Source organism: Tenacibaculum discolor (assembly GCF_003664185.1).
In the GTDB taxonomy this organism is placed as follows: domain Bacteria; phylum Bacteroidota; class Bacteroidia; order Flavobacteriales; family Flavobacteriaceae; genus Polaribacter; species Polaribacter discolor.
This window is the reverse complement of record NZ_RCCS01000006.1, coordinates 452,932-477,879: the sequence shown is the minus strand read 5'-3', so window position 1 is coordinate 477,879 and position 24,948 is coordinate 452,932. Positions and strand designations below refer to the sequence as shown.

The window sequence follows — 24,948 nt, the reverse complement described above, 5'->3', positions numbered from 1 at the left end:
GGGTCAACACACGAAGCCTAATCGGGTCAACACACGAAGCCTAATCGGGTCAACACACGAAGCCTAATCGGGTCAACACACGAAGCCTAATCGGGACGACACTCCTTGCCTAAGGGGAGTGACACTCACTCGGTAAGGGGAACGATACTCCCCGCCTAAGGGGAGTGTCATTCACTGCCTAAGGGGAGCAACACCAAACAAGTAAAAAGATAAAAATAGATGCGTGTGTAGAAAAATGTTTGTTAGGTACTGTGTTAAATAAAGAAGGCATTAAAAAACGCTGTTAACATAAGTATTAACAGCATTTTGATGGTGGGTTAAATAGCTTCAATTTCTTGATATATCTTCTTTTTAGAGTTTTCAAAAATAGTCCCTCCAAACTCCTCATTATCTAAAGAAATTATAGAAACATCTTTAATCCCCATAATTCCAAAAACAAACTTTAAATAAGTAGTTTGGAAGTTCATGTGCTCGTTTTTTTCATTTTCACCATAACCAGTATCTCCTCGGCTAGATAGAATAAACATTTTTTTGTTTTTCAGTAAGCCAACATAATCACCATCTGGTGTTCCTGAGCGGAATTTCCATGTTTCATTAATTCTCATAAGCTGATCTATGTAAGCTTTTAATCCGCTTGGTATAGACCAATTGTACATAGGTGTTCCAAGAACATACACATTGTGTTCTTTAAACTCTTTAATTAGCTTATCGCTCAAGTTAACTCCTAATTGATTTTCAGCTGTTCTGTCTTCAGGCTTAATAAATGCACTAGCAATCCATTTTTCATTGATGGAAGGTATTTCTTTTAATCCAACTTCTCGGTATGAAAATGTATCGTTAGGATGCTTTTGTTGCCAATTCTTTACAAAGAGTTGGGTTAATTGCCTACTATACGATTTTTCGTTTCTTACACTAGCGTTGATGATAAGTACTTTGTTCATATCTTAATATAGTTTACATGATATGGCAAAGGTCGTTGTAGAAGAAATGAAAAAAATTGACCTAGTTTAAGATGATTTATGTTTTTTACGAATTCTGCTTAAAAACTCAGCAGTTACTCCCAAGTATGAGGCTATTAGGTATTGAGGAACTTTACCTGATATTTTTGGGTAGTCCTTTATAAAATCAAGATACCGTTGTTCTGCATCATACACATTGTTATAAATAATTCTTCTTTGCAAGCTACCAAGATAGTTTTCAAGTATAATTCTAAAAAAACGCTCCAGCTTAGGTATTTGTTTTAGCATTTCTTGAAAAGAGTCATAGCGTATCTGTAACAATTCAGTTTCTTCTATTGCTTGAATATTATAAATAGAAGGTTGTTGCTTTTGAAAGCTATCAATATCTGTAGCCCACCAATTTTCTATGGCAAAATATAAAACTTCTTCAGCACCAGTTTCAGAATTTATATAAAAGGCTTTAAGAGTTCCATTAATTACAAAATTATCTGTTCTACACACATCACCATTTCTTAAAAGAGATTCTCCTTTTTTAAGAGTTTTTTCAGTCCAAAAACTTTTAATTATATTTTCTTCCTCAGAAGTTAACTTAATATATTTTGAAATTGATGTAATTAGTGGATTTTTCATTTAAGCTGTTGCTAGTATATTATTCTTTTTTTATTTTGGATAAGCTATTATTCTTAACCCGAAAGCTGAAAACTTATCACCCACAAAAGGTAAGCTTTTTATAAGCTCTTTGTTAGTATAGGTTAAAATAAAATATACTAGGTTTTAAAGCTGTTTTATATTCTTTTATTATTGATTTACCCAGTTCAAAAAATCTTTAAAAACAACGTTCCAATACTTTTCATATTTTCCATTCTCTAGTTCTTTTCCAAAACCATGGTCTAAACCTGAATAAGCCTTGAATGTTAAATTGTTTTTCTGTTTCCTAATAAACTCTATTGGAATTAGGTAAGCGGACTCAGGAGCTACAGCCTGATCTTTTGTTCCAATAGCTACAAATAGAGGCTTTGAAATTTTTAATAAATTGTTAATTGGTGGCTCAGAAAAAGAACTCCATCTTTTATAACTATTGTTTTTACCTGCCCAATATTTATCAGTAGCATTAGGGTTTGCCATTATTTTTTTAAAATCTTCTAATATTGAACTAATCTCTCTTTGTGCTTCTTTTTCACTAATTAAGCCTTTAGCTAATTTCTTTCTAGTAAATGTAATAAAGTCAATAAACTGAGTGTTACCTCCACCAGACAAATACCCAAAATGAGTTATACTATTATTTACAGTTCCTAATTTAGCAACAACATCGCTCCCTTCAGAGTGTCCGAGAACAATAACTTTTTTGAATTTATTTGGATACTTTTTAGTTATACTGTTAATTACTTGGTTAGCTTGATGAGTTCGATACGCTAATGTTTGGTTTTCATAATATGATTTAGGAACAGGAAACTCCTCATCCATTTTTGTTAAGAAAGGAAAACCCTTTTTAGATATTACGACAAATAAATAATTATCAGGCAAAAGGTTAAAATCAAGAGGCAATGTTGTTCCAACATACGTTTTTCCATTTTCTTTCATTGTTTGATATAGAGACATTGCTTTTGATCCTTGAATATATAAGAGAAGAACATTTGTAGATTCAATATCTTTTTTAGCGTATGTATGATAGTTAATGGTGTCTTTATTTGTTACTATAGAATGGTGTTTAAAAGTATTTAAGTCTTTTGTTCTTTGACTATAGGATGTTGAACAAATACATAACGATAATAATAGTGTAAGTAGTTTCATATAAATCTTTTTAATTTTACATTAAAGACTGAAAAGAAAAAGACATGTTGCAAAACTTATATTTGAAACTGTATTAAACTGGCATTCAGCTGTATAATTCCGTAACTTAGTGTTGTTTTAATATAAAAACTAAATAGTTATGCATTATCATGACGGACATTTTTGGGGAATGCACTTTGTATGGTGGATTGTTTGGATAGTAATAGGAGTATTCTTTTTCTTGTTTTACAGTTCTTTATTCCAAGTAACAAAAAAAGAATCTCCGTTAGAAATACTTAAAAGACGTTTTGCAAAAGGTGAAATCACCAAAGAAGAATATGAAGAGGCTAAAAAAGTATTAGATTCTTAAGTGTAATAAAAAAGAAACCCTTTGTAAAAACTACAAAGGGAACTTTATTGGCACCGCCAAAGGGTATTGTCTCGAGGTTATTTACTCTAATACTCAATTTTATCTTCTTTCTCAGACCATTTCTGGAAAGGCTCTAAGGCAATATCACGCCCTATTTGCTCAAACGGAATACTTCTCTTTTCGTACGGTAACGGAATTTCTTTATAAATAAATTCATCATCAAAACCAATGTTAGCAGCATCTTGTTGGTTACTACCGTAAAAAACTTTATCAGGACGTGCCCAGTAAATAGCTCCTAAACACATAGGGCAAGGTTCGCAAGAAGTATATACAATACAACCATCTAACTGAAAAGAACCTATATTTTTACAAGCATCACGAATGGCAGTTACTTCTGCGTGAGCTGTAGGGTCGTTAGTAGAGGTAACTTTGTTGTTACCACGCCCAATAACTTCTCCATCTTTTACTACAATACAACCAAAAGGACCTCCTTCGTTATTTTGCATTCCTTTTAAAGCTGCTTTTACAGCTTCACTCATATATTCTTCGTGTGTATTCATTGTTTAGTTTTTAATAAAAAAAGGGTTACAAAACTAAGCCTTTTCTTTGATTCAATTTACGAAATAAAACACTTTTTAAAGTAAGGGCATAAAGGGTATATACACTTGGCATCAAAAAACAGCTTTTTATAACTATAATTTAAGAGTTTATGCCATCTTTTTTAATAAGCTACTAAAATATTCGCTAATTTGTAACTATTATCAAAAACTAATCAATCATGAAATTAACAACCAAACTTATTTTAAATGCAATGCTTGTAATGGGTGTTGTATTTTTTAATTCTTGTAAAAAGAAGAAAAAAGAAAACGATGCTGTAGAGCCAGTAGAAGAAGTAGCTTACAATAAAACAGCAACCCAAAGTTTATGTGAAAGTGATTGGTTCCCTCACACACAAACCCCAGCCCCTTCAGAAGGAAAAGGAAGTCCGTTTGATGTATCGAGCACAACCAATGCAATTTTTCATCAATGGTCTTGGCAAAAGTTTTTATGGCTAACTAAACCAGAATATCAAATAGAAAAACTAGCAGTAAAGCAGGAGGGAAAGGAAGTTCCTTTATACGTAGGAGAAACGTTACCGTTGTTTTTAAACCCAAAGAAAATGCACCAAGTTACAGCTCATATGCAAGATGTAAAACAAAAAGAAGGAGCTGCTTTGGTTTTAGTAGATACTGCTCAAGCAGGATCGGGTGGAACTTTAAAAACAAACCCTGCTTATAACGAAGATGGGGTTTCAGAAACAGTATTTTACTCAATTCACATAAGTCCTACAATGAGAGAAGCATCAAGAAAGTATAGAGATTCTATAGTTAGCGGAACTTTAAGTGGAGATAATCAAGCATCTTTTCCGGTGGGCTCTTTAGAGTTAAAAGTATCATGGACACCAGTAACTGCTATTGCTGAAGAAGAGATAGGTAACTATTATACAACAGTAGCAGCCTTAAGTAGAGATGGAGAAACATATACTAATACTGAGGTAGCTTTATTAGGAATGCACGTTGTAGGTATTGTAGAGAATCACCCAGAATTTATTTGGGCTACTTTTGAACATGACGATTTAGCACCAAACTATAATTGGAAAGATAATAATGCATCTTCATCTACCAATAAATTATTATTTGCTGAAGGAACTACTACGGGAATTGACGGTATTGTATGGAGTAGTGGTAGTGCTAAGCTACCATATAAAGCGTACGATTTATTTAAGTATGGTGTTCCAAGAGATAGTGTAGGAAACTTTATGAACACAAGCCAATCAGAACCTGTAAACTTTAACAACATAGAGAATCTTAATCTTTGTGTAAAGGAAAACTTAACCGATGTATGGAAAAATTACTTTTATAATGGTTCTCTTTGGATTGATACTGATGGAATGACTCCTGAACAGCAAACAGCTAAAATAAATAGTTTAGGAGGAGATATTGGAAACGCAACACCTGATAGTACTTCGGTAGCAAGAGGATCAGTAAACTGTGCTAATGTTACCATGGAAACGTATACACAAACTTTTAAAAGTAGTTTAAAAGACATTGATGCTGAAAATTTAGCAAATTGCTTTAGTTGCCATAATGCTGTAAATTTTTCAACAAATAAGAAATCACCATTGTATATAAGTCACGTTTTTAATGCTTATTTATTAAGAGGAGAAGGAAAAACATTTAATGAAGTAGAAGCTCTTAAAGCGAAACAAGAAGTAGAAGACTTTATGAAGAACAGTTTAAAGTAAAGTTTTTAAGATTGACTTTACAAAAAAGCCTCTCCAGTCTATTTTTAGTTACTGGGGAGGTTTTTTTTAGCATGTTTTATCTGAAATTATAGTTACTCTGAAGAAGGCAACGATTGGAAACCAAAAGGTGTAGAGGAGCTAAAAACAAACAGCTAAATCTTTGCTCTAACAGCAAAGCGGTCTTTTTTCTTGGTTCTAAAAGCTAGGAAATTATCAGCTAATACTACGCCTTTTCCAAAAAGGAGCTTCTTTCCATCGAGTTTCAGTACTATAAAAGAAGTTTTTATGCTTAAGGTAATGATTCCAAACCTGTTGTACTTGTTGACTATATAATATATTGAATTGTTCCATCTTATCAGGATGTAAATCCTCAATAAAGTCAATATTTATAAGTAATTTTTGTAGTTGCATTGCATTTGCCATGGCGTTAAACATTCCTTGTGAGGAAAGTGGATCAAAACTCATAGCAGCATCACCCAAAGCTATCCATTGTTTACCAGCTACCTGATCTAAACGAGTAGAATTGGCACTTACCGTACCATGAAAGTTAATGTTAGCTTCGTTTTCTTTAACTAAAGGAGTAATAAGTTTATGTTGTTTGGTAAACGTTAAAAAGGTATCAAGATGTTTAAAGGTATTTCTATCTACTAAATCAGCATCTGTTTGGAAAGCGATTACTCTTTTGTTGTTAGGAACTATAGCACTATACCACCAACCTAATTCATCAGCAACAATGGTACTCATGGTATTTTCTTGAGTATTAGGTAAGCTCATCCAACAAGATATAAGCTTATCATAGTGTGTACGTTTAATATCTAAGCTCTTTGTGAAATGAGATTGCCTACCAGTAGCATCAATTACAAACTTAGCATGAATGGTATGTGTAGTTCTGTTTTTTAAATCATCAGACTTTGTTATTATTTTCCAGTAGTTATCTTCGTAAGAAGTATTAGAAAGACGTGTTCCCCAAACACAGTCAACACCTCTTTCAATAGCAACCTTTCTTAAATAAATTTCAAACTCTTTTCGATCTAAACTTCTAGAGAACCCATCGGGGTTTCTCATATGATCAACAATATGAATTTGATTACTTCCCCAATAAGATTGCATTCCTAAATTATTACGAAATATGGTTTGCTTTACAGTATCCGATTCGTTTTCTAATAGATTTAACTCTTTTAAAATTCGTTGTGCTGCAGGCGCTAGCGATTCCCCAATTCTATCAACAGGTTCAACTAGTTTATCTAGCAAGGTAACATTATAATAATTAACTAAAGAAATGGCGGCAATGCAACCTGCAATGCCACCACCTATAATAAGTATGTCTGTTGTACTATTATATTCTTTCAACATTTATATTATTTAGGAATATATCTTGAAAAACGTGTCATCTTCTCAGGTATACCCACTTCAACTCTTTTAGGAGCTGCTTCTTGATGTGAATCAGACTGTTTCATGTGGTGTAACTTAGAAGCAATTAAATGTATGGTTTTAATAACATTTGGTGTTGCTTTAAAGTCTTTTTCTAGTTCATCTTCCGTTAAGCTTAATAAACTACGCTGAGCATCTTCCAATACAAATTGCTCGTTTAATAAATTATCGTGTGATAGTTTTTCTACAGCTGTATCTATTGTATTTTGAACTCCTTTCTTTAATGTACGTTTAGCTGTTAAAACACCTTGTAAATCTTGTATCGTAGCTTTTAATAATGCAGCTTCTTGTTCTGGAGTAGGAGTAATACCCACCTGCATTTCTTCAGGGAAATTTGGGTCATGCTGAACTCCCGGACGCTTTTGAACCACCGCTAACTTATCAAAATACTTAATCATACTATTAATTTGATTCGTATAAGTTGGTGCTTCACCATCTAAGGGAAGATTATCTAACCAATCTGAACGGAAATTAAAGGCTTGAATACGGGTTTCTTCTGATAAATTAGTATCCATCGTTTCTTTATAACGCTTTTCGTTTAAGATGTTATTCGGCACTCTCGCAGGCCAAAACGTTGGTAAATACGGATCATACTCACTAGTGTATCCATCTCTACAACTTGCTGTATCAGTTTGCCAAGGTATTGCCATCCAACGTGTAATTCCCCCAGCTACTTGTCCGCCTAAAATAGGACCTTTCGCTAATGGTAATATATCGTTATTCATCATCGAGCCATAATATGTAGTATTAACAGGCGGTGTTTTAGGTGCATGTTTAATTCTAAAAGGTGCCATATAGATTCCTGACGAGCGCATAGGCCAAGTCATTTCACAACCAGGATGAAAGGCATCAGCTAAACAGAATTCCATAGCAGCTTTGGTTAACATATCAGGCTGTTCAGCAACAGGAAGTTCATCTATTGTTGGTGGTTTAGGTGTGTGTGGGCATCCGGTCATATCAACATAATCGGCATCAAAATCACCTTCAACCCATTGGTCTAAAAATTCTAATTGTAAATCAGATAACGTAGCATGTTGACGTACAGATCCTGTGGAAGGAATACTAATTGCATCACCATACAACCAAGGCCATAGTTGAGGTGCTTCTGCTCCAGACACATCAAAACGACGGAAGTTGTTAGAAATGGTTCTTCGCATTTCCATATAGGCAGGCGACGGATTTCCTAATCGCTTTATCCATTCGTTTGTGGTATAATCAAACTGACCTCCAAAACCAAAAGCTCCTGCAAAACCTGCATTTACCCATTGTAAGTCAGTCATACGTTGGAAGATTGGTAAAATATCTTTGGTAAACGATGGTCTAGTAGGACGTACTAACATTTTAGATTTTACAGCTACATCACGCATTAAATCCCACATAGTACGTACCGATTTTTGCATCGGTGCATAATCTGGTGGAGCACAAATAACCCACGCAGGGTCTACTTTTAATTTTACACCTTCATATTCAACTTCCGCAGTAACAGGACCGTCTGAAATATCATCGTGCCATCCTTCGTTATTTGCAAAAGTAATAGCGATATCACCGTTGATGTTTTCCGATTTTCCGTGTCCACCTAACATCACTAAACGTCCTTTTTCATCGGTACGCATTTCACCTAAGTACACTTTTTTAGAAAGAAATTCACCTTCAAAGAAAGGACCTTCGGTAACATTGGTTCCAGTAATAGACTTTGCTCCACCGTCAATTAATAATGAGTTACGGTCTTTTACATCAATATTACGTAACATAGAAGGTGGCATATCGGCCGCTTCAGGAATATCTAAGGCAATGTTAAACTGATACCAAGATGATTTTTGATTGGCTAAATGGCTATGCCAGGTTATTTTGGCATTTTCAGCAGTTAATTCTTTTACTGCTTTTCCTGCAGCATTGAATCCGTAAATTCTAAACTGTGCTGCTTGTCTTTTTAAGGCACCTGTTTTATCTCTATATGCATAAGGGTCGGTTTGAGGTTCAGGATTGTCAACTAACGGACCAATAAAGTATTCATTTTCACTATTTCCTACACGCATCACGCCAATAGGAGGGTAGATACCTGCTTTTACAATACAGTCACTATTTTCATCGGTGTTACCTTCAAACTGTGGATTGATTTCTTTGGGTTCTTGTAGTTGTTGTCCGTTAGCTTGATGTCTTGCTTCTGCACTTGCTGCATATACTACTTTTCTTGCTTGTGCAATAGATCCTAATGGTTCGTGTTGAGGTAAGGTTCTCCAAATATTAAAGGCTAAGTTGCTTCCAAACTCTGCTTGCCCAATACTATCCACATCTTGTTGAGGTAAATGTAATTTAGCAATACATATATACGGACTCTCTTCTGTACTCCATACTACTTGTGCGTCATCTAACGGCATGGTAGCATAGTTGGTACGCAATTGTATTTCGAAACGGAAAGTAGCTTCTTTGGTTAACAAACGCTGTTGTAAGTCGATACCTAAGTAATTGTTATCATTAAAAGGAGTTCCTTTATAGGTGTCTTCAGGAACCAAACGATATTTTACAATTTGAGAATCGCCTAATTTAAAGGGAAGAATCGCCCAGTAGCTAGCACTTAATACACTAGCTTCTTCTTTGGTCATTGCCTGTAAAATACTCGCTAATTCAGGATGTTTTGCTATGTAAGAATCATAATCATGGTCAATAACACCAGCAGTGGTAAAACTACACATTTGTTGTGCGTCTCGTGCAAAAAAACGGTCGATGTTTTGAAAGATAAAATCAGCATTGGTACCATCTCCTAATAGTTTAGGTCCATCTACACCGAAGAGTTTTAAACCTACACCTAAAGTAGAGTGTAAATCGGGAGAAGTTGGTCCCGTATCACTTGAAAAACGAACAGCACATTCGTAAGCGTTACCTGCAAAAATTCCGATTTTGAACTTTTCTTCAATGTCTTTGTTTACAACAAAACGACCGTAAGCTATACCGTGTTGTTTTCTAAATACCGCTCTTTCGGCAGGTTGTTGCCCATTTTCAATGCGTGTTTTTTGCCCCATTTCTACAAACATTTCTTTTAAACGTTGTGTAACTTGGGTAATGTCTCCATCGCAGTTCCAGCATGATGAAGATTTGTCTTGTGAGGGGTTTGTCATTTTTTTGGTTAGTTTAAGTTTGACATTATATACCTTTAAAAATAAGGAATATAAGTTAGAGTTGGTTTTAAGAAATTCTTAAGCGTTTAGTTTTTGGGTATTAATTGTTGGTATTTTGATTTGAGAGGATCCTCATAAAGATTCACTATTATTAGAAACAATTAGTAGTTGATAGCTTAATACAGCGATGAAGGATAGAAATATTTTTTATATAATAAGGCTATTTTTTTGTAGAGCTATTAGTTATCCGTACCTTCAAACTTTGAAAAAGCAAAAGTAATCCTTACTATATTCCTTTTATTTTTTTGATTGAGCTAAGAGTACACTACGCATAAGCGTAATTGGTGTATTATCGTGATTTATGCGTTTATAAGCATAAAAATAATTGTAAAGGAGAAATTACTTAAAAGTTAAATAAATTAGTATGACTAAGACAGAAAGAAATAAAAATGGTGTAATAGGTATCACTAAGCAGGTTAGCTTAATTGATAAGAAAATAGGTTCGTATAAAGAACATTTTATAAACGAATATTTTGGATATACTGTAAAGTTATCTAACGGAGCTATTCGTATACCAAGAAAAACAGCTGAAGATTATGAGGTGCAAAAAGGAATTGTTACTCCTAAAAGAATAAAAGAAATAGCTAAAACATATACATATCAAGAGATATAATTTATTTTATAAGTTCGTTAAACAAAAAACCACAACTAAATGTTGTGGTTTTTTGTTTATATGCAAGAAGTGATTATTTTAAACTTCCTGTCATGTCTTCTGGTTTAACCCATTCGTCATATTGCTCTGGAGTTACATATCCTAAACGTACCGCTTCTTCTTTTAAAGTAGTTCCGTTAGCATGTGCAGTGTTTGCAATCTCAGCAGCTTTGTAATATCCAATTTTGGTATTTAATGCTGTAACTAACATTAATGAGTTGTTTAATAACTCAGTAATTCTTGTTTGGTTTGGTTCAATACCAGCAGCGCAGTTTACATCGAATGACACACAAGCATCTCCAATTAATTGAGCTGATTGTAATACGTTAGCCGCCATCATAGGTTTAAACACATTTAACTCATAGTGTCCTTGTGTTCCACCAACAGTTACTGCAACATCGTTACCCATAACTTGTGCACATACCATTGTAATAGCTTCTGCTTGTGTTGGATTTACTTTTCCTGGCATGATAGAAGAACCAGGTTCGTTTGCAGGAATAATAATTTCACCAATTCCTGAGCGTGGTCCTGAAGCCATTAAACGAATATCATTCGCTATTTTATTTAAAGATACTGCTAATTGCTTTAAGGCTCCGTGAGTTTCTACTAACGCATCGTGAGCAGCCAAGGCTTCAAATTTATTTTCAGCAGTTACAAATGGTAATCCTGTAAACTCAGCGATATACTTAGCAACTAATACATCGTAACCAGCTGGAGTGTTTAATCCTGTTCCAACAGCAGTTCCACCTAAAGCTAATTGCGCTAAGTGTGCTAAGGTATTCTTTAAGGCTTTTAATCCAAAGTTTAATTGCGCAACATATCCAGAAAACTCTTGCCCTAAGGTTAGGGGAGTAGCATCCATTAAGTGTGTACGTCCAATTTTAACTACATCTTTAAAAGCTTCTGATTTAGCTTGTAACGTGTCGCGTAACTGCTCTACACCAGGAATAGTTACTTCTACAATTTTTTTGTAGGCTGCAATGTGCATTCCTGTAGGGAACGTATCGTTAGATGATTGTGATTTGTTTACATCATCGTTTGGTTGAATAGTTTTTTCACCTTCACCAATTACATTTCCTGCAATTTCGTGTGCACGGTTAGCAATAACTTCGTTTACATTCATGTTCGACTGTGTACCAGAACCTGTTTGCCAGATTACTAATGGGAATTGGTCGTTGTGCTTTCCAGCTAAAATTTCATCACATACTTGTGCGATTAAATCACGCTTTTCAGTAGCTAATACACCTAATTCTGCATTAGTGTAAGCTGCTGCTTTTTTTAAGTATGCAAATCCGTATACTACTTCTAATGGCATAGAGGCAGCAGGACCAATTTTAAAGTTATTACGAGAACGCTCGGTTTGTGCTCCCCAATATTTATCAGCTGGAACTTCTACCTGTCCCATTGTATCTTTCTCAATTCTATATTTTGTCATTTGGAATGATTTAAAATGCTTAAAATTAATGATGTCCAAAATTACAAATTCTAATAGTTTTTAATAGTGATTTTTATCAGATTTTATTGGAGGAAAAGAAAAATAGTTATAATTTTGTGGCATAACAATTATTAATAAGAAACAAATGTTAGATTTTTCAGAATTCTCAGGATTGGTATTATTCATGTTTATTTTTACAGCTGGATTTTGGCTGTTAATTTTCTTATTAACATTTGTAGTTCCTTACTGGATTGGTGGAACTATCTGGGAAAACATGAAGTTAAAAAGAGAAGCTAAAAAAGCTGCTGAGGAAGGTAAGTAAGCTTTTTGATACAATATATTTAAGAACCACGCTTGTAGGCGTGGTTTTTTTATGCGAGTTATATTCTAATTTTATTGAATTCTTAATGTAAATAAAAAGGAGAACTGTTTTTACAGTTCTCCTTTTTATTAAGTATTATTTATTGTAGTTTAGAATTAAAACCCTTCACCACCTCCGTCAAAGTCACCATTACGACCTGAACGTTCACGTTTTTTCTTTTGATTAAATCGATATGTAAAATTTAATGATATTTGACGTTCTCTCCATTGAAAAGTACCATCTAAAATAGATATTAAATTACCGTTAGAGTCATACAAGTTAGTAATACTTTCTCTTTTTCTTGAATTAAATAAGTCTCTCACATTGAAAACTAGTGTAGCTTTATCTTTAAATAAATCTTTGCTAAAAGATAGATTAGCCATAAATAATTTATCTCTTGTTCCTTGTGCGTTGGCTTGCGGTCCACGATACATTAAACGAGTTTGCCATTGAATTTTTGCAGGCAAGGTAATTCTAGAGTTTAATCTAGCAAACCAACTACTTTCATTAACTTCTGCTAAGGGAAATATTGTACCATCTCCTTCAAAAGCGTCAGTATTAAATTTAAAGTAATTAAAAGAAGCTGTTAAACGTATTTTTTTTGTTGGACTATAGTTTGAAGTAAATTCGAATCCATATCTACTTTCTCCATTCAGATTTAAAGGGGTTCTAACAGTAACAGGAATAAAATTACCATCATTATTAACATCTCTATTTTCTATACTACTGGTTACTTGAATAACGTCAGTAGAACGTTGATAATATAAAGAAGCTCCTAAGTTAAACTTACTAATTCTCGTATTATACCCTAAGTCAAAAGAACCAGTATAAGCAGGGTTTAAGTCTGGATTTCCTCTAAAAACACTCGTAGCAGAACTTCTACTTTCAAAAGGATTGATAAACCAACTTCTTGGTCTTCTAATTCTACGAGCATATCCTAAAGTAATATTCTCATTATCGTTAAGTTCGTAACCTAAATTTATTGTTGGGAACCATTTTGTATAGTTTTTGTCTGTAAACTCATTAGTATTTAGTAATGTTAGGTCTACATTGGTTATTTCTGTTCTCAAGCCAAGTAAATATGAAAACTTATTTATTTTACTACCATATTGTGAATAGAAGGCATAAATATATTGTTTAAAGTCTATAGCATTGGAAATATCAGTTTGTAAGACACCATTTTCATCTCTTTGCTGAAAGTCGGAGAAAATATCTTGTAAATCTGCTTTGTGACCAATTTCAAATTGACTTTTTTCTCCAATAGGTAACACATAATCTATTTGTAATAATCTTGTTTTAGATTTTGTTTCTTGTGAGTTTAATTCTTTTAGGTTTCCATTTTCAGTAATAGGAGAGTACTCTTCATCATTACTGTCTCCATACTGTAAATCAACTGTTAATTTTTGACCTTTTCCGTCAAAATTATTTGTGTAGTTTAAAGAATATTGTTTGTCTACACCATCTTCATTTTCATCTTCAACCCTAGTGGTAGAATTTTGTAGGGTTTTATTAGCGTCAAAAATCTTAGTTATATTGGTAGCTATATCATTTCCATTATTTTTTCTATAGAAAAATGAACCAGTTATAGAGCTATTTTTATTAAGATAATATTCTAAACCGATTGATCCGTTATAGTTATTGTTTTTTCTATCAAACGTTCTATCCTCAAATCTATAATCAGAGATTGCACCACTGTTATCAAAGTTTGTGAAATTGCTTTGAGAGTTTCCGGGCCCTTTTCTAAAATTATAACCTAGGTTAGTGAAAAGGTTTATTTTTTTTGTTCTATAGTTTATATTACCACCAATTCCTAGTTGCTCAGGATATCCTATTGTAGTGTTAAACGAACCATTCAAACCAGTAATTTTTCCTTTTCGTAAAATAATATTTAAAATACCAGCAGTTCCTTCAGCATCATAACGTGCTGATGGTGAGGTGATAACCTCTACTTTTTCAATGGCGTCGGCAGGTAAGTTACGTAAGGCATCTGTACCACTTAAACCTACTAAAGCTGAAGGTTTTCCATCAATTAAAATACGTACGTTTTCGTTACCTCGTAAACTTACAGCTCCTTCAGCATCTACATTTACTGATGGAACGTTGTCTAGTACATCAGAGGCATTACCACCTTTAATAGTCATGTCTTTACCAACATTGTAAATCTTTTTATCTAAACGAATTTCAACAGTAGATTTTTCAGCAATAATTTCAACTTCTTCCAATGTTTCTGCATCTTCTGAAAGTAAAATAGTTCCTAAGCTCTTATTTTCAGTTAAAATATGATTTCCTAAACTTTTAGTTTTAAAGCCTATAAATTCAACCTTTATATCATATGTGCCAGATGAAGCATCAATAGAGAAGCTTCCATTAGCATCAGTAACTCCTCCAATAATTTGTTTTGTATTAGTGTTTGTTAGTACTAAAGTTGCGTACTCTAGAGGTTGTTTAGAGTTTGTTTCTAATACTTTACCAGTTAAGGTAATTTTAGAAGCTATACCTTTTGTAGCACGCTGTGCAACAGCCGTAAAACTAATTAGTAAAATAAGTAGTGTAATTTTCTTCATTATATTGATTTATAAAGCTTGTTTGACAGCAAATTTCCCCAAAGGTTTAATGGGGTTTAGTTAAAAGAATGTTAAATAAAAAAAGGATGCTTTTTAGCATCCTTTTCTTTTAAATATATAGAAAATTATTTCTTCTTAGCACGTTGTTGGGCAGCTTGTTGTTCTTGAGCTTGCTTCATGGCAGCATCTAAACGCTCACGGAATTTACTCTTTTTAACAGGCTTCTTTTTGTTCTCTTCAATTTTAGCATGAATCTTAGCTTCATCAATAACATAGTTCTTAATAACAAACATAATTATGATGGTTAGTAAGTTTGAGATAAAGTAGTATAAACTTAATCCACTAGCATAGTTGTTAAAGAAGAATAACATCATAATAGGAGAGAAGTAAATCATCCATTTCATCATCTTACTCATATCAGGCATTCCTTCTTGAGTAGGTGCTTGCATGTTAGCTTGTTGGCTTTGGTTCATTTTCATATAGAAGAAAATGGCTACAGAAGCTAAAATTGGAAATAAGCTTACGTGGTCTCCATAGAAAGGAATTTTAAATGGTAATTTAAAAATAGTATCATAAGATGATAAATCATTAGCCCATAAGAAACTCTTTTGACGGAAGTCAATATTCGTAGGGAAGAATTTGAATAAAGCAAAGAATACAGGCATTTGCATTAATGCAGGTATACAACCCGACATCATACTCACTCCAGCTTTTCGCTGCACCGCCATGATTTCTTGTTGACGCTTCATAGCGTTTTCTTTTCCTGGGTATTTTTTATTGATTTCTTCCATTTCTGGACGAATCACCTTCATTTTAGCACTTGATAAGTATGATTTGTATAATACTGGAGACATGATTATACGCACTACTATTGTCATTAAAATGATGATTAATCCGTAGTTACCAATAAATCCTTTTAACATATTAAATACCGGATAGAATATAGTACGGTTTAAGAAACCAAAAATTCCCCAACCTAAATCAGCAACTTCATCTAAACTAGTTCCTTTGTAAGACTTTAATAAATTATAATCAGTTGGTCCGTAAAACCATTGCATGTTATAATTTAACTCTCCATTTGTTAAAGCTAACGGAGTTTTTAATCCGTAGGTTTTAGTGTATACACTATCTTTATCTTCACCTGCAAAGTCAACAGATTTCAAAGTAGCATTACTAAATGGTGTGTCTGATGTTAAAATAGAAGAGAAGAAGTGTTGTTTGTATGCAACCCAATCAATATCACTAACAACTTCATCATCATTCATTTGTAAGTATTCTACTTCATCATCGGCTTTGTAATAATAATAAGAGTACATGTTTTCAGTTTTTAAACTTTTTTCATGTCTAAAACCTTTTAAACTCCAATCTAAATTAATTTCTTGAGAACTATTAATAGTATTGTTTAATCCTTGTGAACGAACAGCAAAACCTACTCGGTAATCTCCTTCCTTCATTTCGTAACGATACTCTAAAAACTTAGCTTCAGAAACTTTTAATTTCATAGAAAGTACCTGAGTGTCTCCATTTTTTGTAAGGGTAGGAGTAAATAGTAAATCTTTAGTATTTAAAATTCGGTTATCAGTAGTTCCAAAGTTAATGTTAAAAGAAGCATTATTATCTTTTACTAAATAAAGAGGTAATGAATCGTGTGTTTTATAGTTTTTAACTAAAGCTTCTATAATCTGTCCACCTTTATTGTCGATAGTTAACTTTACAAGATCATTTTCAAGTGTAGTATTTCCCTCTTGGCTTTTAGAGGCTCCGTATGCAAAAGCACCAAACTTATTTTGTAAAGCAATTTGTTGTAACGAGTCGTTTACTACGACATTATCAGTTAAATTGTTTTGAGTGTTGGTTGTTGTAGCATCAGTAGTTTGCTCTGTCTGGGTAGTAGCTTCAGGAGTTTCTTCCGGCTTTTGTGTGTTCATCCACCAAAGCATAATTCCTCCTAATAAAAGCATTCCTATAAAGGAATTTAAATCAAATTTTTTTTGTTCCATTGATATATGTTAAAATGTCAACTTGTCATTTAAAGTTTTTCTTAAAAGCTGAAAAACCGGACAAAGGTAGTAAAACCCTATAGTTTTTTTGAGGTTTTACAGTGAATAATTTTGTTAGTAATGGTAGTTCAAACAGTGTTCCAATTTTTATATGTCAAAAAAAATCCTGTAATTTTAGTTACAGGATTTTTAACTTATTTTTTTGATTGTTTTAAAGCTGCTTTGATAAAGCTTACAAACAACGGGTGTGGATTTAATACGGTACTCTTGTATTCTGGATGATATTGAACTCCAACAAACCAAGGATGCGAATCGATTTCAACAATTTCTACTAAACCTGTTTTAGGGTTAATACCCGCTGTTTTCATACCAGCATTTTCTAATTGCTCTTTATAATCGTTATTGTATTCGTATCTATGACGATGACGCTCACTTATTAATTCTTCTTTATATGCTTGAAAAACTTTAGAATCTTGTGTTAGTTGACAATCCCAAGCACCTAAACGCATTGTTCCTCCTTTTTCAGTAACATTTTTTTGCTCTTCCATTAAGTTAATTACTGGGTGTGCTACTTCAGGGTTCATTTCAGTAGAGTTAGCTTCTTTAAGTCCTAACACGTTTCTTGCAAATTCGATAACAGCCATTTGCATTCCTAAACAAATACCTAAGAAAGGTATGTTGTTTTCACGTACGTATTGTACTGCTGCAATTTTACCTTCAATTCCTCTATCACCAAATCCTGGGGCAACTAATACACCGTTTAATCCTTCTAGCTGTTTAGCAGCATTCTCAGGAGTTAGTTCTTCAGAGTGAATCCAACGAACGTTAACTTTTGTTTTATTGGTAGCTGCAGCTCCTGCATGGATAAATGCTTCGGTAATTGACTTATAAGAGTCGTGTAACTCAACATATTTTCCTACTAAACCAATTTCAACAGAAGAAGTTGGGTTTTTATGACGTTCTAAGAACTTATTCCATGTTTTTAAGTTAGGCTGTTTACGTGTAGATAAATTTAACTTATCTAAAACTACATAATCTAACCCCTCTTTAAACATTAAGTTAGGAACATCGTAAATAGTCTCAGCATCTAATGATTGAATTACATTTTGCTTCTTAACATTACAAAATAAGGCTAGTTTACGTTTAATATCATCTGAGATTTCATGCTCTGAACGACATACTAAAATGTCAGGTTTTACACCACTTTGCATTAATGTTTTTACAGAGTGTTGTGTAGGCTTCGTTTTTAATTCACCAGCAGCTGCTAAATAAGGAACTAAAGTTAGGTGTATAACAATTGCGTTATCTTCTCCTAAATCCCATTGTAATTGACGAACAGCTTCTATATACGGTAAAGATTCAATATCACCAACGGTTCCTCCAATTTCAGTAATTACGATATCATAATCACCTGTATTACCTAAAATTTGGATTCTGTTTTTAATTTCATCAGTAATATGAGGAATAACTTGAACGGTTTTTCCTAAAAACTCTCCTTTACGCTCTTTGTTTATTACAGATTGATATATTCTTCCTGTGGTAACATTGTTAGCTTGTGAAGTAGGAATGTTTAAATAACGTTCATAGTGTCCTAAATCTAAGTCGGTTTCAGCACCATCATCGGTAACATAACATTCTCCATGTTCATATGGGTTTAATGTTCCTGGATCTATATTAATATATGGATCTAACTTTTGAATGGTTACTGAGTATCCTCTTTCTTGTAATAATTTGGCTAAAGAAGCGGCTATAATTCCCTTCCCTAGTGATGAAGTTACGCCTCCGGTTACAAAAACGTATTTTGTGTTGTTCATGGTACTGTTAGGTTTGCGCAAAAGTAAGAAGTCTGGCAATTACAACAAATAAAAAAGAGAAAAAACGTACAGAAAAATTATGTATGTTTGCCAAACAAACTTTTTTTTAAAAAAAATAAAATAAGGGTTTGTCAGACTGAAAAACTGTTGTATATTTGCCCACGCTTTTAGCAGACGGAATTTCACAAAAGCAAAACATTTTTAAAGAAGATATTTAAGATATACTGTAATGAGTAAAAGAACGTACCAACCATCGAAGAGAAAAAGAAGAAACAAACACGGTTTCCGCGAAAGAATGGCTTCTGCTAATGGACGTAAAGTATTAGCTAGAAGAAGAGCAAAAGGAAGAAAGAAATTGTCTGTTTCATCTGAATCTAGACCAAAGAAATAATGATTAACTATTGTTAATATTTTAAAGGCGTTACTATTAAGTATCGCCTTTTTTTATAACCAAACAATTTTTATTTTTACATCACAACACAACACAAACTAAAATGCCTAAAAGACAAGACCTTAAATCAATTTTAATTATTGGATCTGGGCCAATTGTTATTGGTCAAGCATGTGAATTTGATTATTCAGGATCTCAAGCGTTAAGATCTTTGAGAGAAGATGGAATTGAAACCATCTTAATTAATTCAAACCCTGCAACAATTATGACAGACCCTTCGATGGCTGATCATGTATACTTGTTGCCACTTAATACGAAGTCTATTGTTCAAATTTTAAAAGAACACCCACAGATTGATGCTGTTTTACCTACTATGGGAGGACAAACTGCATTAAACCTTTGTATTGAAGCTGACGAAAAAGGGATTTGGGAAGACTTTGATGTTGAAATTATAGGAGTAGATATTGATGCTATTAATATTACAGAAGATAGAGATAAGTTTCGTTTATTAATGGAAGAAATTGGCGTGCCAATGGCACCTCAAGCTACTGCAACATCATTCTTAAAAGGAAAAGAGATAGCACAAGAATTCGGATTTCCATTATGTATTAGAGCTTCATTTACTTTAGGAGGAGCAGGAGCATCTATCGTATATGATGAAAAAGAGTTTGAAGAATCATTATCAAGAGGATTAGAGATTTCTCCAATTCATGAGGTAATGATTGATAAGGCAATGATGGGATGGAAAGAATACGAGTTAGAATTATTACGTGATGATAATGATAACGTTGTAATTATCTGTTCTATCGAGAATATGGATCCAATGGGAATCCATACAGGAGATTCTATTACAGTAGCTCCAGCCATGACATTATCGGACAAAACGTTCCAAAAAATGCGTGACATGGCAATTAAAATGATGCGTTCTATTGGTGAGTTTGCAGGAGGATGTAACGTTCAGTTTGCGGTTTCACCAGACGAGAAAGAAGATATTATTGCGATTGAGATTAACCCACGTGTATCTCGTTCATCAGCATTAGCATCAAAAGCAACTGGGTATCCAATTGCAAAGATTGCTGCGAAATTAGCAACAGGTTATACTTTAGATGAATTAGACAACCAAATTACTAAGTCTACTTCAGCTTTATTTGAGCCAACATTAGATTATGTAATCGTAAAAATACCTCGTTGGAACTTTGACAAGTTTGAAGGTTCTGACAGAACGTTAGGTTTACAGATGAAAGCGGTTGGAGAAGTAATGGGAATTGGACGTTCGTTCCAAGAAGCATTACATAAAGCAACACAATCGTTAGAAATTAAACGTAACGGAATTGGAGCAGATGGTAAAGGTTATAAAGACTATAACCAGATTATAGACAAATTAAAGTACGCTTCTTGGGATAGAGTATTTGCTATTTATGATGCAATTCAAATGGGAATTCCGTTGAGTAAAATCCACGCAATTACTAAGATTGATATGTGGTATTTACGTCAATATGAAGAGTTATATATGTTAGAGAAAGAAATTTCTACATATACAATTGATACTCTTGATAGAGAGCTATTATTAGAGGCTAAGCAAAAAGGATATGGTGATCGTCAAATCGCTCACATGTTAGGGTGCTTAGAAAGTGAAGTGTATAAAAAGCGTGAAGAATTAAAAATAAAGCGTGTATACAAGTTAGTAGATACTTGTGCTGCTGAGTTTAAAGCAGAAACACCTTACTACTATTCAACATTTGAAAGTGAAATTGAAACAGCAGAAGGTGAAGTTTCTGTGTCAAATGAAAGTGTAGTTTCTGATAAGAAAAAAGTGATAGTATTAGGTTCTGGACCAAACAGAATCGGTCAAGGAATTGAGTTTGATTACTGTTGTGTTCACGGTGTTTATGCAGCGAAAGAATGTGGTTACGAAACTATTATGATTAACTGTAACCCTGAAACAGTTTCAACTGATTTTGATACGGCAGATAAATTATACTTCGAGCCAGTTTTCTGGGAACATATCTACGATATCATTAAACATGAGAAACCAGAAGGAGTTATAGTTCAGTTAGGAGGACAAACAGCTTTAAAATTAGCTGAAAAGATAGAGCGTTACGGAATTCCGATTTTAGGAACTAGTTATAAAGCGTTAGACTTAGCGGAAGATCGTGGAAGTTTCTCTAGCTTATTAAAAGAAAACAATATTCCTTATCCTGAGTTTGGAGTAGCAGAAAATGCAGATGAAGCTTTAGCTTTAGCTGATGAATTAGATTTTCCAATTTTAGTGCGTCCATCATATGTATTAGGAGGACAGGGAATGAAAATTGTGATTAATAAAGAAGAGTTATTAGAGCACGTTGTAGACTTATTACGTAAGATTCCAAATAACAAATTATTATTAGATCATTACTTAGAAGGAGCAATTGAAGCAGAAGCTGACGCAATTTGTGATGGTGAAAATGTATACATCATTGGAATTATGGAGCATATTGAGCCTTGTGGAATTCACTCAGGAGATTCAAATGCTACCTTACCAGCGTTTAACTTAGGAGAGCTAGTATTAGAACAAATTAGAGAGTATACTAAAACAATTGCTTTAGCACTTGATACGGTTGGATTAATTAACATTCAGTTTGCAATTAAAGATGACAAAGTATATATCATTGAAGCAAATCCACGTGCATCTCGTACGGTTCCATTTATAGCAAAAGCTTATAAAGAACCTTATGTAAATTATGCTACTAAGGTGATGTTAGGAGAGAAGAAAGTGACTGATTTTGACTTCAATCCACAGTTAGAAGGTTTTGCAATTAAGCAACCTGTATTCTCTTTTAATAAGTTTCCGAATGTAAATAAGAACTTAGGACCAGAAATGAAATCGACTGGAGAAAGTATCTTATTTATTGAAAGTTTAAGAGACGATGCCTTTTATGATTTGTACGCAAGACGTAAAATGTACTTGAGTAAGTAAAAGCGTTTTAGAATTAAAATAGATAAAATCCGAAGTTTATTAAACTTCGGATTTTTTTATTGGTTTAAAAAGTTAACTAATTGCTTAGCGTCAATGGTATACCTTTTTTCAATAAGCTCCTCTTTTTCCAATTGTTTGATTTTTTCTTTTGAATAAACTTCGGTATCAAAGTCTTCTATATATCCATTTACTTTATAAATATAGATTTCAAGTTGTTTGATATTGCTTTTTTGAGCAAATTTTTGGGGTAAATTGATGTTTTCTGAGCCACTCTCTATAGTTTTTTCTATTTCACGTTCTCCCACGGGTCTTATGGTTAATGGATCATTTAATTCACTGTAAAAGAATAATTCTTCATTTTTATACGCTACTAAAAACATATCGGTAGGAGTTTGAACATCAAATAACAAATTACCTTCATTTTTAGACTTCGAAATCAGTTGGTAATCCTCTTTTGTAAATTCAAAATTAACAGTGAAATAATAATCTTGTGTTTTAGAAATACTTTGTGATGAGTTTAAATTGTTTTGAGTTTTTTTAGAAGTATAATTTTTGCAGTTTAAAACAAGAAGTAGAAAAATTAAAGGAAATAAAGTAAAATGTTTCATAATAAATACTTTAGAGTTTTCTTAAAATTAAGAATAACACAGTTAATTACAACCGTGTTATTCTTTTTTATAAAGTTACTATATTAATACCATCCATAATCATGATACTTAAACGCATGTATATAATCTTTATACATTCCTTTTATATACATATTAGAAGAACCAGGCCACATGTAAGCAAACCAGTTGGTATTATGTATAAATAAGTTATCTCTTCCCGTTTTACGGTCATCTACAATTAACTTATCTGCACTACCAAGGTTCCAACCACCAATCCAATCGCTTTGATAGCTTACACTTACTGTACTACCATTGGTGATTACACGTCCTAAGTATTGAGTAGACCAATCTTGATTATTGAATACATATAAATCATCTTTTCCATCACCATTAATATCAGCAACATAAAACTTATCACGATTATTCATGTTCCAACCTGGTAAAGCATCGTTATGCCTTTTAATATATTTGTATTCGTTTCCGTCAGATCTAAGCAATAATAGATATTCAGGTCCCCAGTTAGTACCATTAAAAATATAAACGTCATCTTTTCCATCTCCATTAATGTCTGCAATATGATATTTATCACCAGATTTACTTGTCCAGCCTGGTAAACTAGCAAAATATTCTTTGGTTTTTGTTAGTGAACTCCCTGTAGATTTAAACATTCTGGTAACTTTAGAACTTGTATTAAATAATACTAATTCTTCTTTATTATCACCCGTATAATCAGCTACAAAATACTTATCAGTGGAACTCATGTAATGACCAGGTAAATATTTGTCGTATCTTCTTACATAAGAAAAGTTACTACCAGTTGACCTGAACATTCCCATACATCCTTGATTCCAGTTAGTAGCATTAAAAATGTAAAAATCATCTTTTCCATCTCCGTTAAAATCAGCAATAAAAAACTGATCACCGTTACGCATCTGCCAACCAGGAAGGTTATAATATATCTTTTTAATACATTCAAATCCGTCAGGAGTTGATTTTAATATTCCTAATTTTGAATATTGATTATTAGGATAGAATACAAGTAAGTCATCGTAGCCATCACCAGTAAAATCTCCCACATAAAACTTGTCTTTTGAAGATACATACCATGTGCCACCTGGACCTTTAACCCTTTTTGTGGTTACATAAGAGTTAGCGGGACGCGTTATGTTTGCTCCACTACCTGTAAAACCTTTTGGGTGTTCGGTAGGGTAGGCTGCAATATAGTTTCCATAGTGAAGTACCACATCGTTATAGCTATTTCCTTGAAAATTACCTACTATTGGTTTGTTAAAATTGTAATTACTTTTTGATTTATTTCTTTTCCAGAATTCGTTATAACTTGGTGGATTAAATAGGTTCGTATTTCCTCTCATTGTACTATTGGTTGAAGGACGGTAAATACACGTTGTATTATAGCGCCCACCTTCAAATCCATCTACATTATATTCTGATGGAGATCCAGTAGTTACAGTACTTCTAGCAAACTTATTCCACTTGTTTGGATTGTTGTTTTTATCAACGTTAACTGCTGAAGGATTTGTGCCGCTAAAACAACCAGGTCTAGAATATTCGTCGGCTAATTTACCAACCGAGTGTCCTAATTCATGTAATAGTACATTATTACTAGTAGATTTGGTAATAGATAAAACTTTACCATAAGAGCAACCACCAAAACCAGATTCATTTAAGATAACCACTACAAAATCAGCACCAGATAATCCAACAGAACTTAATGCATTGTTAATTTTATTGTCAGTATTACTAGATTTTGACATCCAACAACAATTCCAACACCCTGAATATTTAAAATTTAGTGCTGTGTTTCTGCTACTTGCTGTATTATTGCTACAATTGTCATTATCACATGTATATTGAGTTACCCCTGATTGACTTGAGTTCAAGTTTACTCTGTATACGTTAAAAGCATCCTGTAGTTCAGATAAAACATTGTCTAAATTACCATTTTCATGGGTAAACATTGCCTTAAAATAATCAGCAACTAAATTATTAAATTCAGTTTGGTTAGATGAAGTAAATCCATCTCCCATGAATACAATATCAAATTTTGAAGCTGAACTTCCGTTATAAAGTAAAGTACTTTTTGTTTGTGAATAAGCTGTAACTGTTAGAAAGGACATCAATATTATTAATGTTTTATATAAGTTTTTCATTTTTTC

18 protein-coding genes are annotated in these 24,948 nt (G+C 33.1%); 6 read left to right on the top strand and 12 right to left on the bottom strand.

Features of this window, described 5'->3' with window-relative positions; all coding sequences use genetic code 11:
* Nucleotides 1–317 precede the first annotated feature (317 nt).
* From C8N27_RS08410 to C8N27_RS08400, 3 genes are all read right to left on the bottom strand, one after another.
* Nucleotides 318–941, bottom strand: coding sequence for an FMN-dependent NADH-azoreductase (locus C8N27_RS08410; protein ID WP_121147003.1), 624 nt, complete (start codon nucleotides 939–941; stop codon nucleotides 318–320).
* Nucleotides 942–1,007: 66 nt separating this feature from the next.
* Complete coding sequence (locus C8N27_RS08405) at nucleotides 1,008–1,589, bottom strand: Crp/Fnr family transcriptional regulator (RefSeq protein ID WP_099214215.1); 582 nt, start codon at nucleotides 1,587–1,589, stop codon at nucleotides 1,008–1,010.
* Between the two features lie 168 nt (nucleotides 1,590–1,757).
* Nucleotides 1,758–2,750, bottom strand: coding sequence for a dienelactone hydrolase family protein (locus C8N27_RS08400; RefSeq protein ID WP_121147002.1), 993 nt, complete (start codon nucleotides 2,748–2,750; stop codon nucleotides 1,758–1,760).
* Nucleotides 2,751–2,889: 139 nt separating this feature from the next.
* Here C8N27_RS08400 and C8N27_RS08395 point away from each other — a divergent pair, with 139 nt between their 5' ends.
* Nucleotides 2,890–3,099: an SHOCT domain-containing protein gene (locus tag C8N27_RS08395; protein WP_099214217.1), complete on the top strand. Its 210-nt coding sequence runs from the start codon at nucleotides 2,890–2,892 to the stop codon at nucleotides 3,097–3,099.
* Between the two features lie 86 nt (nucleotides 3,100–3,185).
* On the opposite strand, the gene C8N27_RS08390 is transcribed toward C8N27_RS08395, so the two are convergent.
* A complete protein-coding gene (locus tag C8N27_RS08390; RefSeq protein WP_099214218.1) occupies nucleotides 3,186–3,659 on the bottom strand; it encodes a nucleoside deaminase in 474 nt (157 codons plus the stop codon).
* A gap of 218 nt (nucleotides 3,660–3,877) precedes the next feature.
* On the opposite strand from C8N27_RS08390, the gene C8N27_RS08385 reads away from it, so the two are divergent.
* Nucleotides 3,878–5,383: a hypothetical protein gene (locus tag C8N27_RS08385; protein WP_121147001.1), complete on the top strand. Its 1,506-nt coding sequence runs from the start codon at nucleotides 3,878–3,880 to the stop codon at nucleotides 5,381–5,383.
* A gap of 213 nt (nucleotides 5,384–5,596) precedes the next feature.
* Here the strand turns inward: C8N27_RS08385 and C8N27_RS08380 are convergent, their stop codons facing one another.
* Together C8N27_RS08380 and C8N27_RS08375 are read right to left on the bottom strand one after the other, a co-directional pair.
* Nucleotides 5,597–6,736, bottom strand: a complete 1,140-nt coding sequence (locus tag C8N27_RS08380; RefSeq protein WP_121147000.1) for an NAD(P)/FAD-dependent oxidoreductase — start codon at nucleotides 6,734–6,736, stop codon at nucleotides 5,597–5,599.
* Nucleotides 6,737–6,741: 5 nt separating this feature from the next.
* Nucleotides 6,742–9,930 (bottom strand): LodA/GoxA family CTQ-dependent oxidase, encoded by a 3,189-nt coding sequence (locus tag C8N27_RS08375; protein WP_167444739.1) that lies wholly within the window; start codon nucleotides 9,928–9,930, stop codon nucleotides 6,742–6,744.
* A 424-nt stretch (nucleotides 9,931–10,354) separates the two neighbouring features.
* On the opposite strand from C8N27_RS08375, the gene C8N27_RS08370 reads away from it, so the two are divergent.
* On the top strand, nucleotides 10,355–10,603 hold the full coding sequence (locus tag C8N27_RS08370; RefSeq protein WP_121146999.1) for a hypothetical protein: 249 nt from the start codon (nucleotides 10,355–10,357) through the stop codon (nucleotides 10,601–10,603).
* Nucleotides 10,604–10,676: 73 nt separating this feature from the next.
* Here C8N27_RS08370 and fumC read toward each other — a convergent pair whose 3' ends face one another.
* Nucleotides 10,677–12,077 carry a class II fumarate hydratase gene (fumC, locus tag C8N27_RS08365; protein WP_121146998.1) on the bottom strand — a complete coding sequence of 467 codons (1,401 nt, stop codon included), beginning with the start codon at nucleotides 12,075–12,077 and terminating at the stop codon, nucleotides 10,677–10,679.
* Between the two features lie 145 nt (nucleotides 12,078–12,222).
* Between fumC and C8N27_RS15920 the strand changes: the two genes are divergently transcribed.
* Nucleotides 12,223–12,399 (top strand): hypothetical protein, encoded by a 177-nt coding sequence (locus C8N27_RS15920; protein ID WP_164505156.1) that lies wholly within the window; start codon nucleotides 12,223–12,225, stop codon nucleotides 12,397–12,399.
* Between the two features lie 155 nt (nucleotides 12,400–12,554).
* On the opposite strand, the gene C8N27_RS08360 is transcribed toward C8N27_RS15920, so the two are convergent.
* The 3 genes from C8N27_RS08360 to C8N27_RS08350 all read right to left on the bottom strand — a co-directional run bounded on the left by C8N27_RS08360 (nucleotide 12,555) and on the right by C8N27_RS08350 (nucleotide 18,816).
* A complete protein-coding gene (locus C8N27_RS08360) occupies nucleotides 12,555–15,002 on the bottom strand; it encodes a TonB-dependent receptor (RefSeq protein ID WP_121146997.1) in 2,448 nt (815 codons plus the stop codon).
* Between the two features lie 125 nt (nucleotides 15,003–15,127).
* Nucleotides 15,128–17,002, bottom strand: a complete 1,875-nt coding sequence (yidC, locus tag C8N27_RS08355; protein WP_121146996.1) for a membrane protein insertase YidC — start codon at nucleotides 17,000–17,002, stop codon at nucleotides 15,128–15,130.
* 194 nt (nucleotides 17,003–17,196) lie between these two features.
* Nucleotides 17,197–18,816 carry a CTP synthase gene (locus C8N27_RS08350; RefSeq protein ID WP_121146995.1) on the bottom strand — a complete coding sequence of 540 codons (1,620 nt, stop codon included), beginning with the start codon at nucleotides 18,814–18,816 and terminating at the stop codon, nucleotides 17,197–17,199.
* A 229-nt stretch (nucleotides 18,817–19,045) separates the two neighbouring features.
* Here C8N27_RS08350 and rpmH point away from each other — a divergent pair, with 229 nt between their 5' ends.
* Both rpmH and carB read left to right on the top strand, forming a co-directional pair.
* A complete protein-coding gene (gene rpmH / locus C8N27_RS08345) occupies nucleotides 19,046–19,207 on the top strand; it encodes a 50S ribosomal protein L34 (protein WP_028891113.1) in 162 nt (53 codons plus the stop codon).
* 103 nt (nucleotides 19,208–19,310) lie between these two features.
* Complete coding sequence (gene carB / locus C8N27_RS08340) at nucleotides 19,311–22,163, top strand: carbamoyl-phosphate synthase large subunit (protein WP_121146994.1); 2,853 nt, start codon at nucleotides 19,311–19,313, stop codon at nucleotides 22,161–22,163.
* A gap of 56 nt (nucleotides 22,164–22,219) precedes the next feature.
* Here the strand turns inward: carB and C8N27_RS08335 are convergent, their stop codons facing one another.
* Entirely contained in the window at nucleotides 22,220–22,771 is a 552-nt protein-coding gene (locus C8N27_RS08335) for a hypothetical protein (RefSeq protein ID WP_121146993.1), read from the bottom strand.
* Nucleotides 22,772–22,854: 83 nt separating this feature from the next.
* Complete coding sequence (locus tag C8N27_RS08330) at nucleotides 22,855–24,942, bottom strand: M64 family metallopeptidase (protein ID WP_121146992.1); 2,088 nt, start codon at nucleotides 24,940–24,942, stop codon at nucleotides 22,855–22,857.
* Between the last annotated feature and the right edge of the window lie 6 nt (nucleotides 24,943–24,948).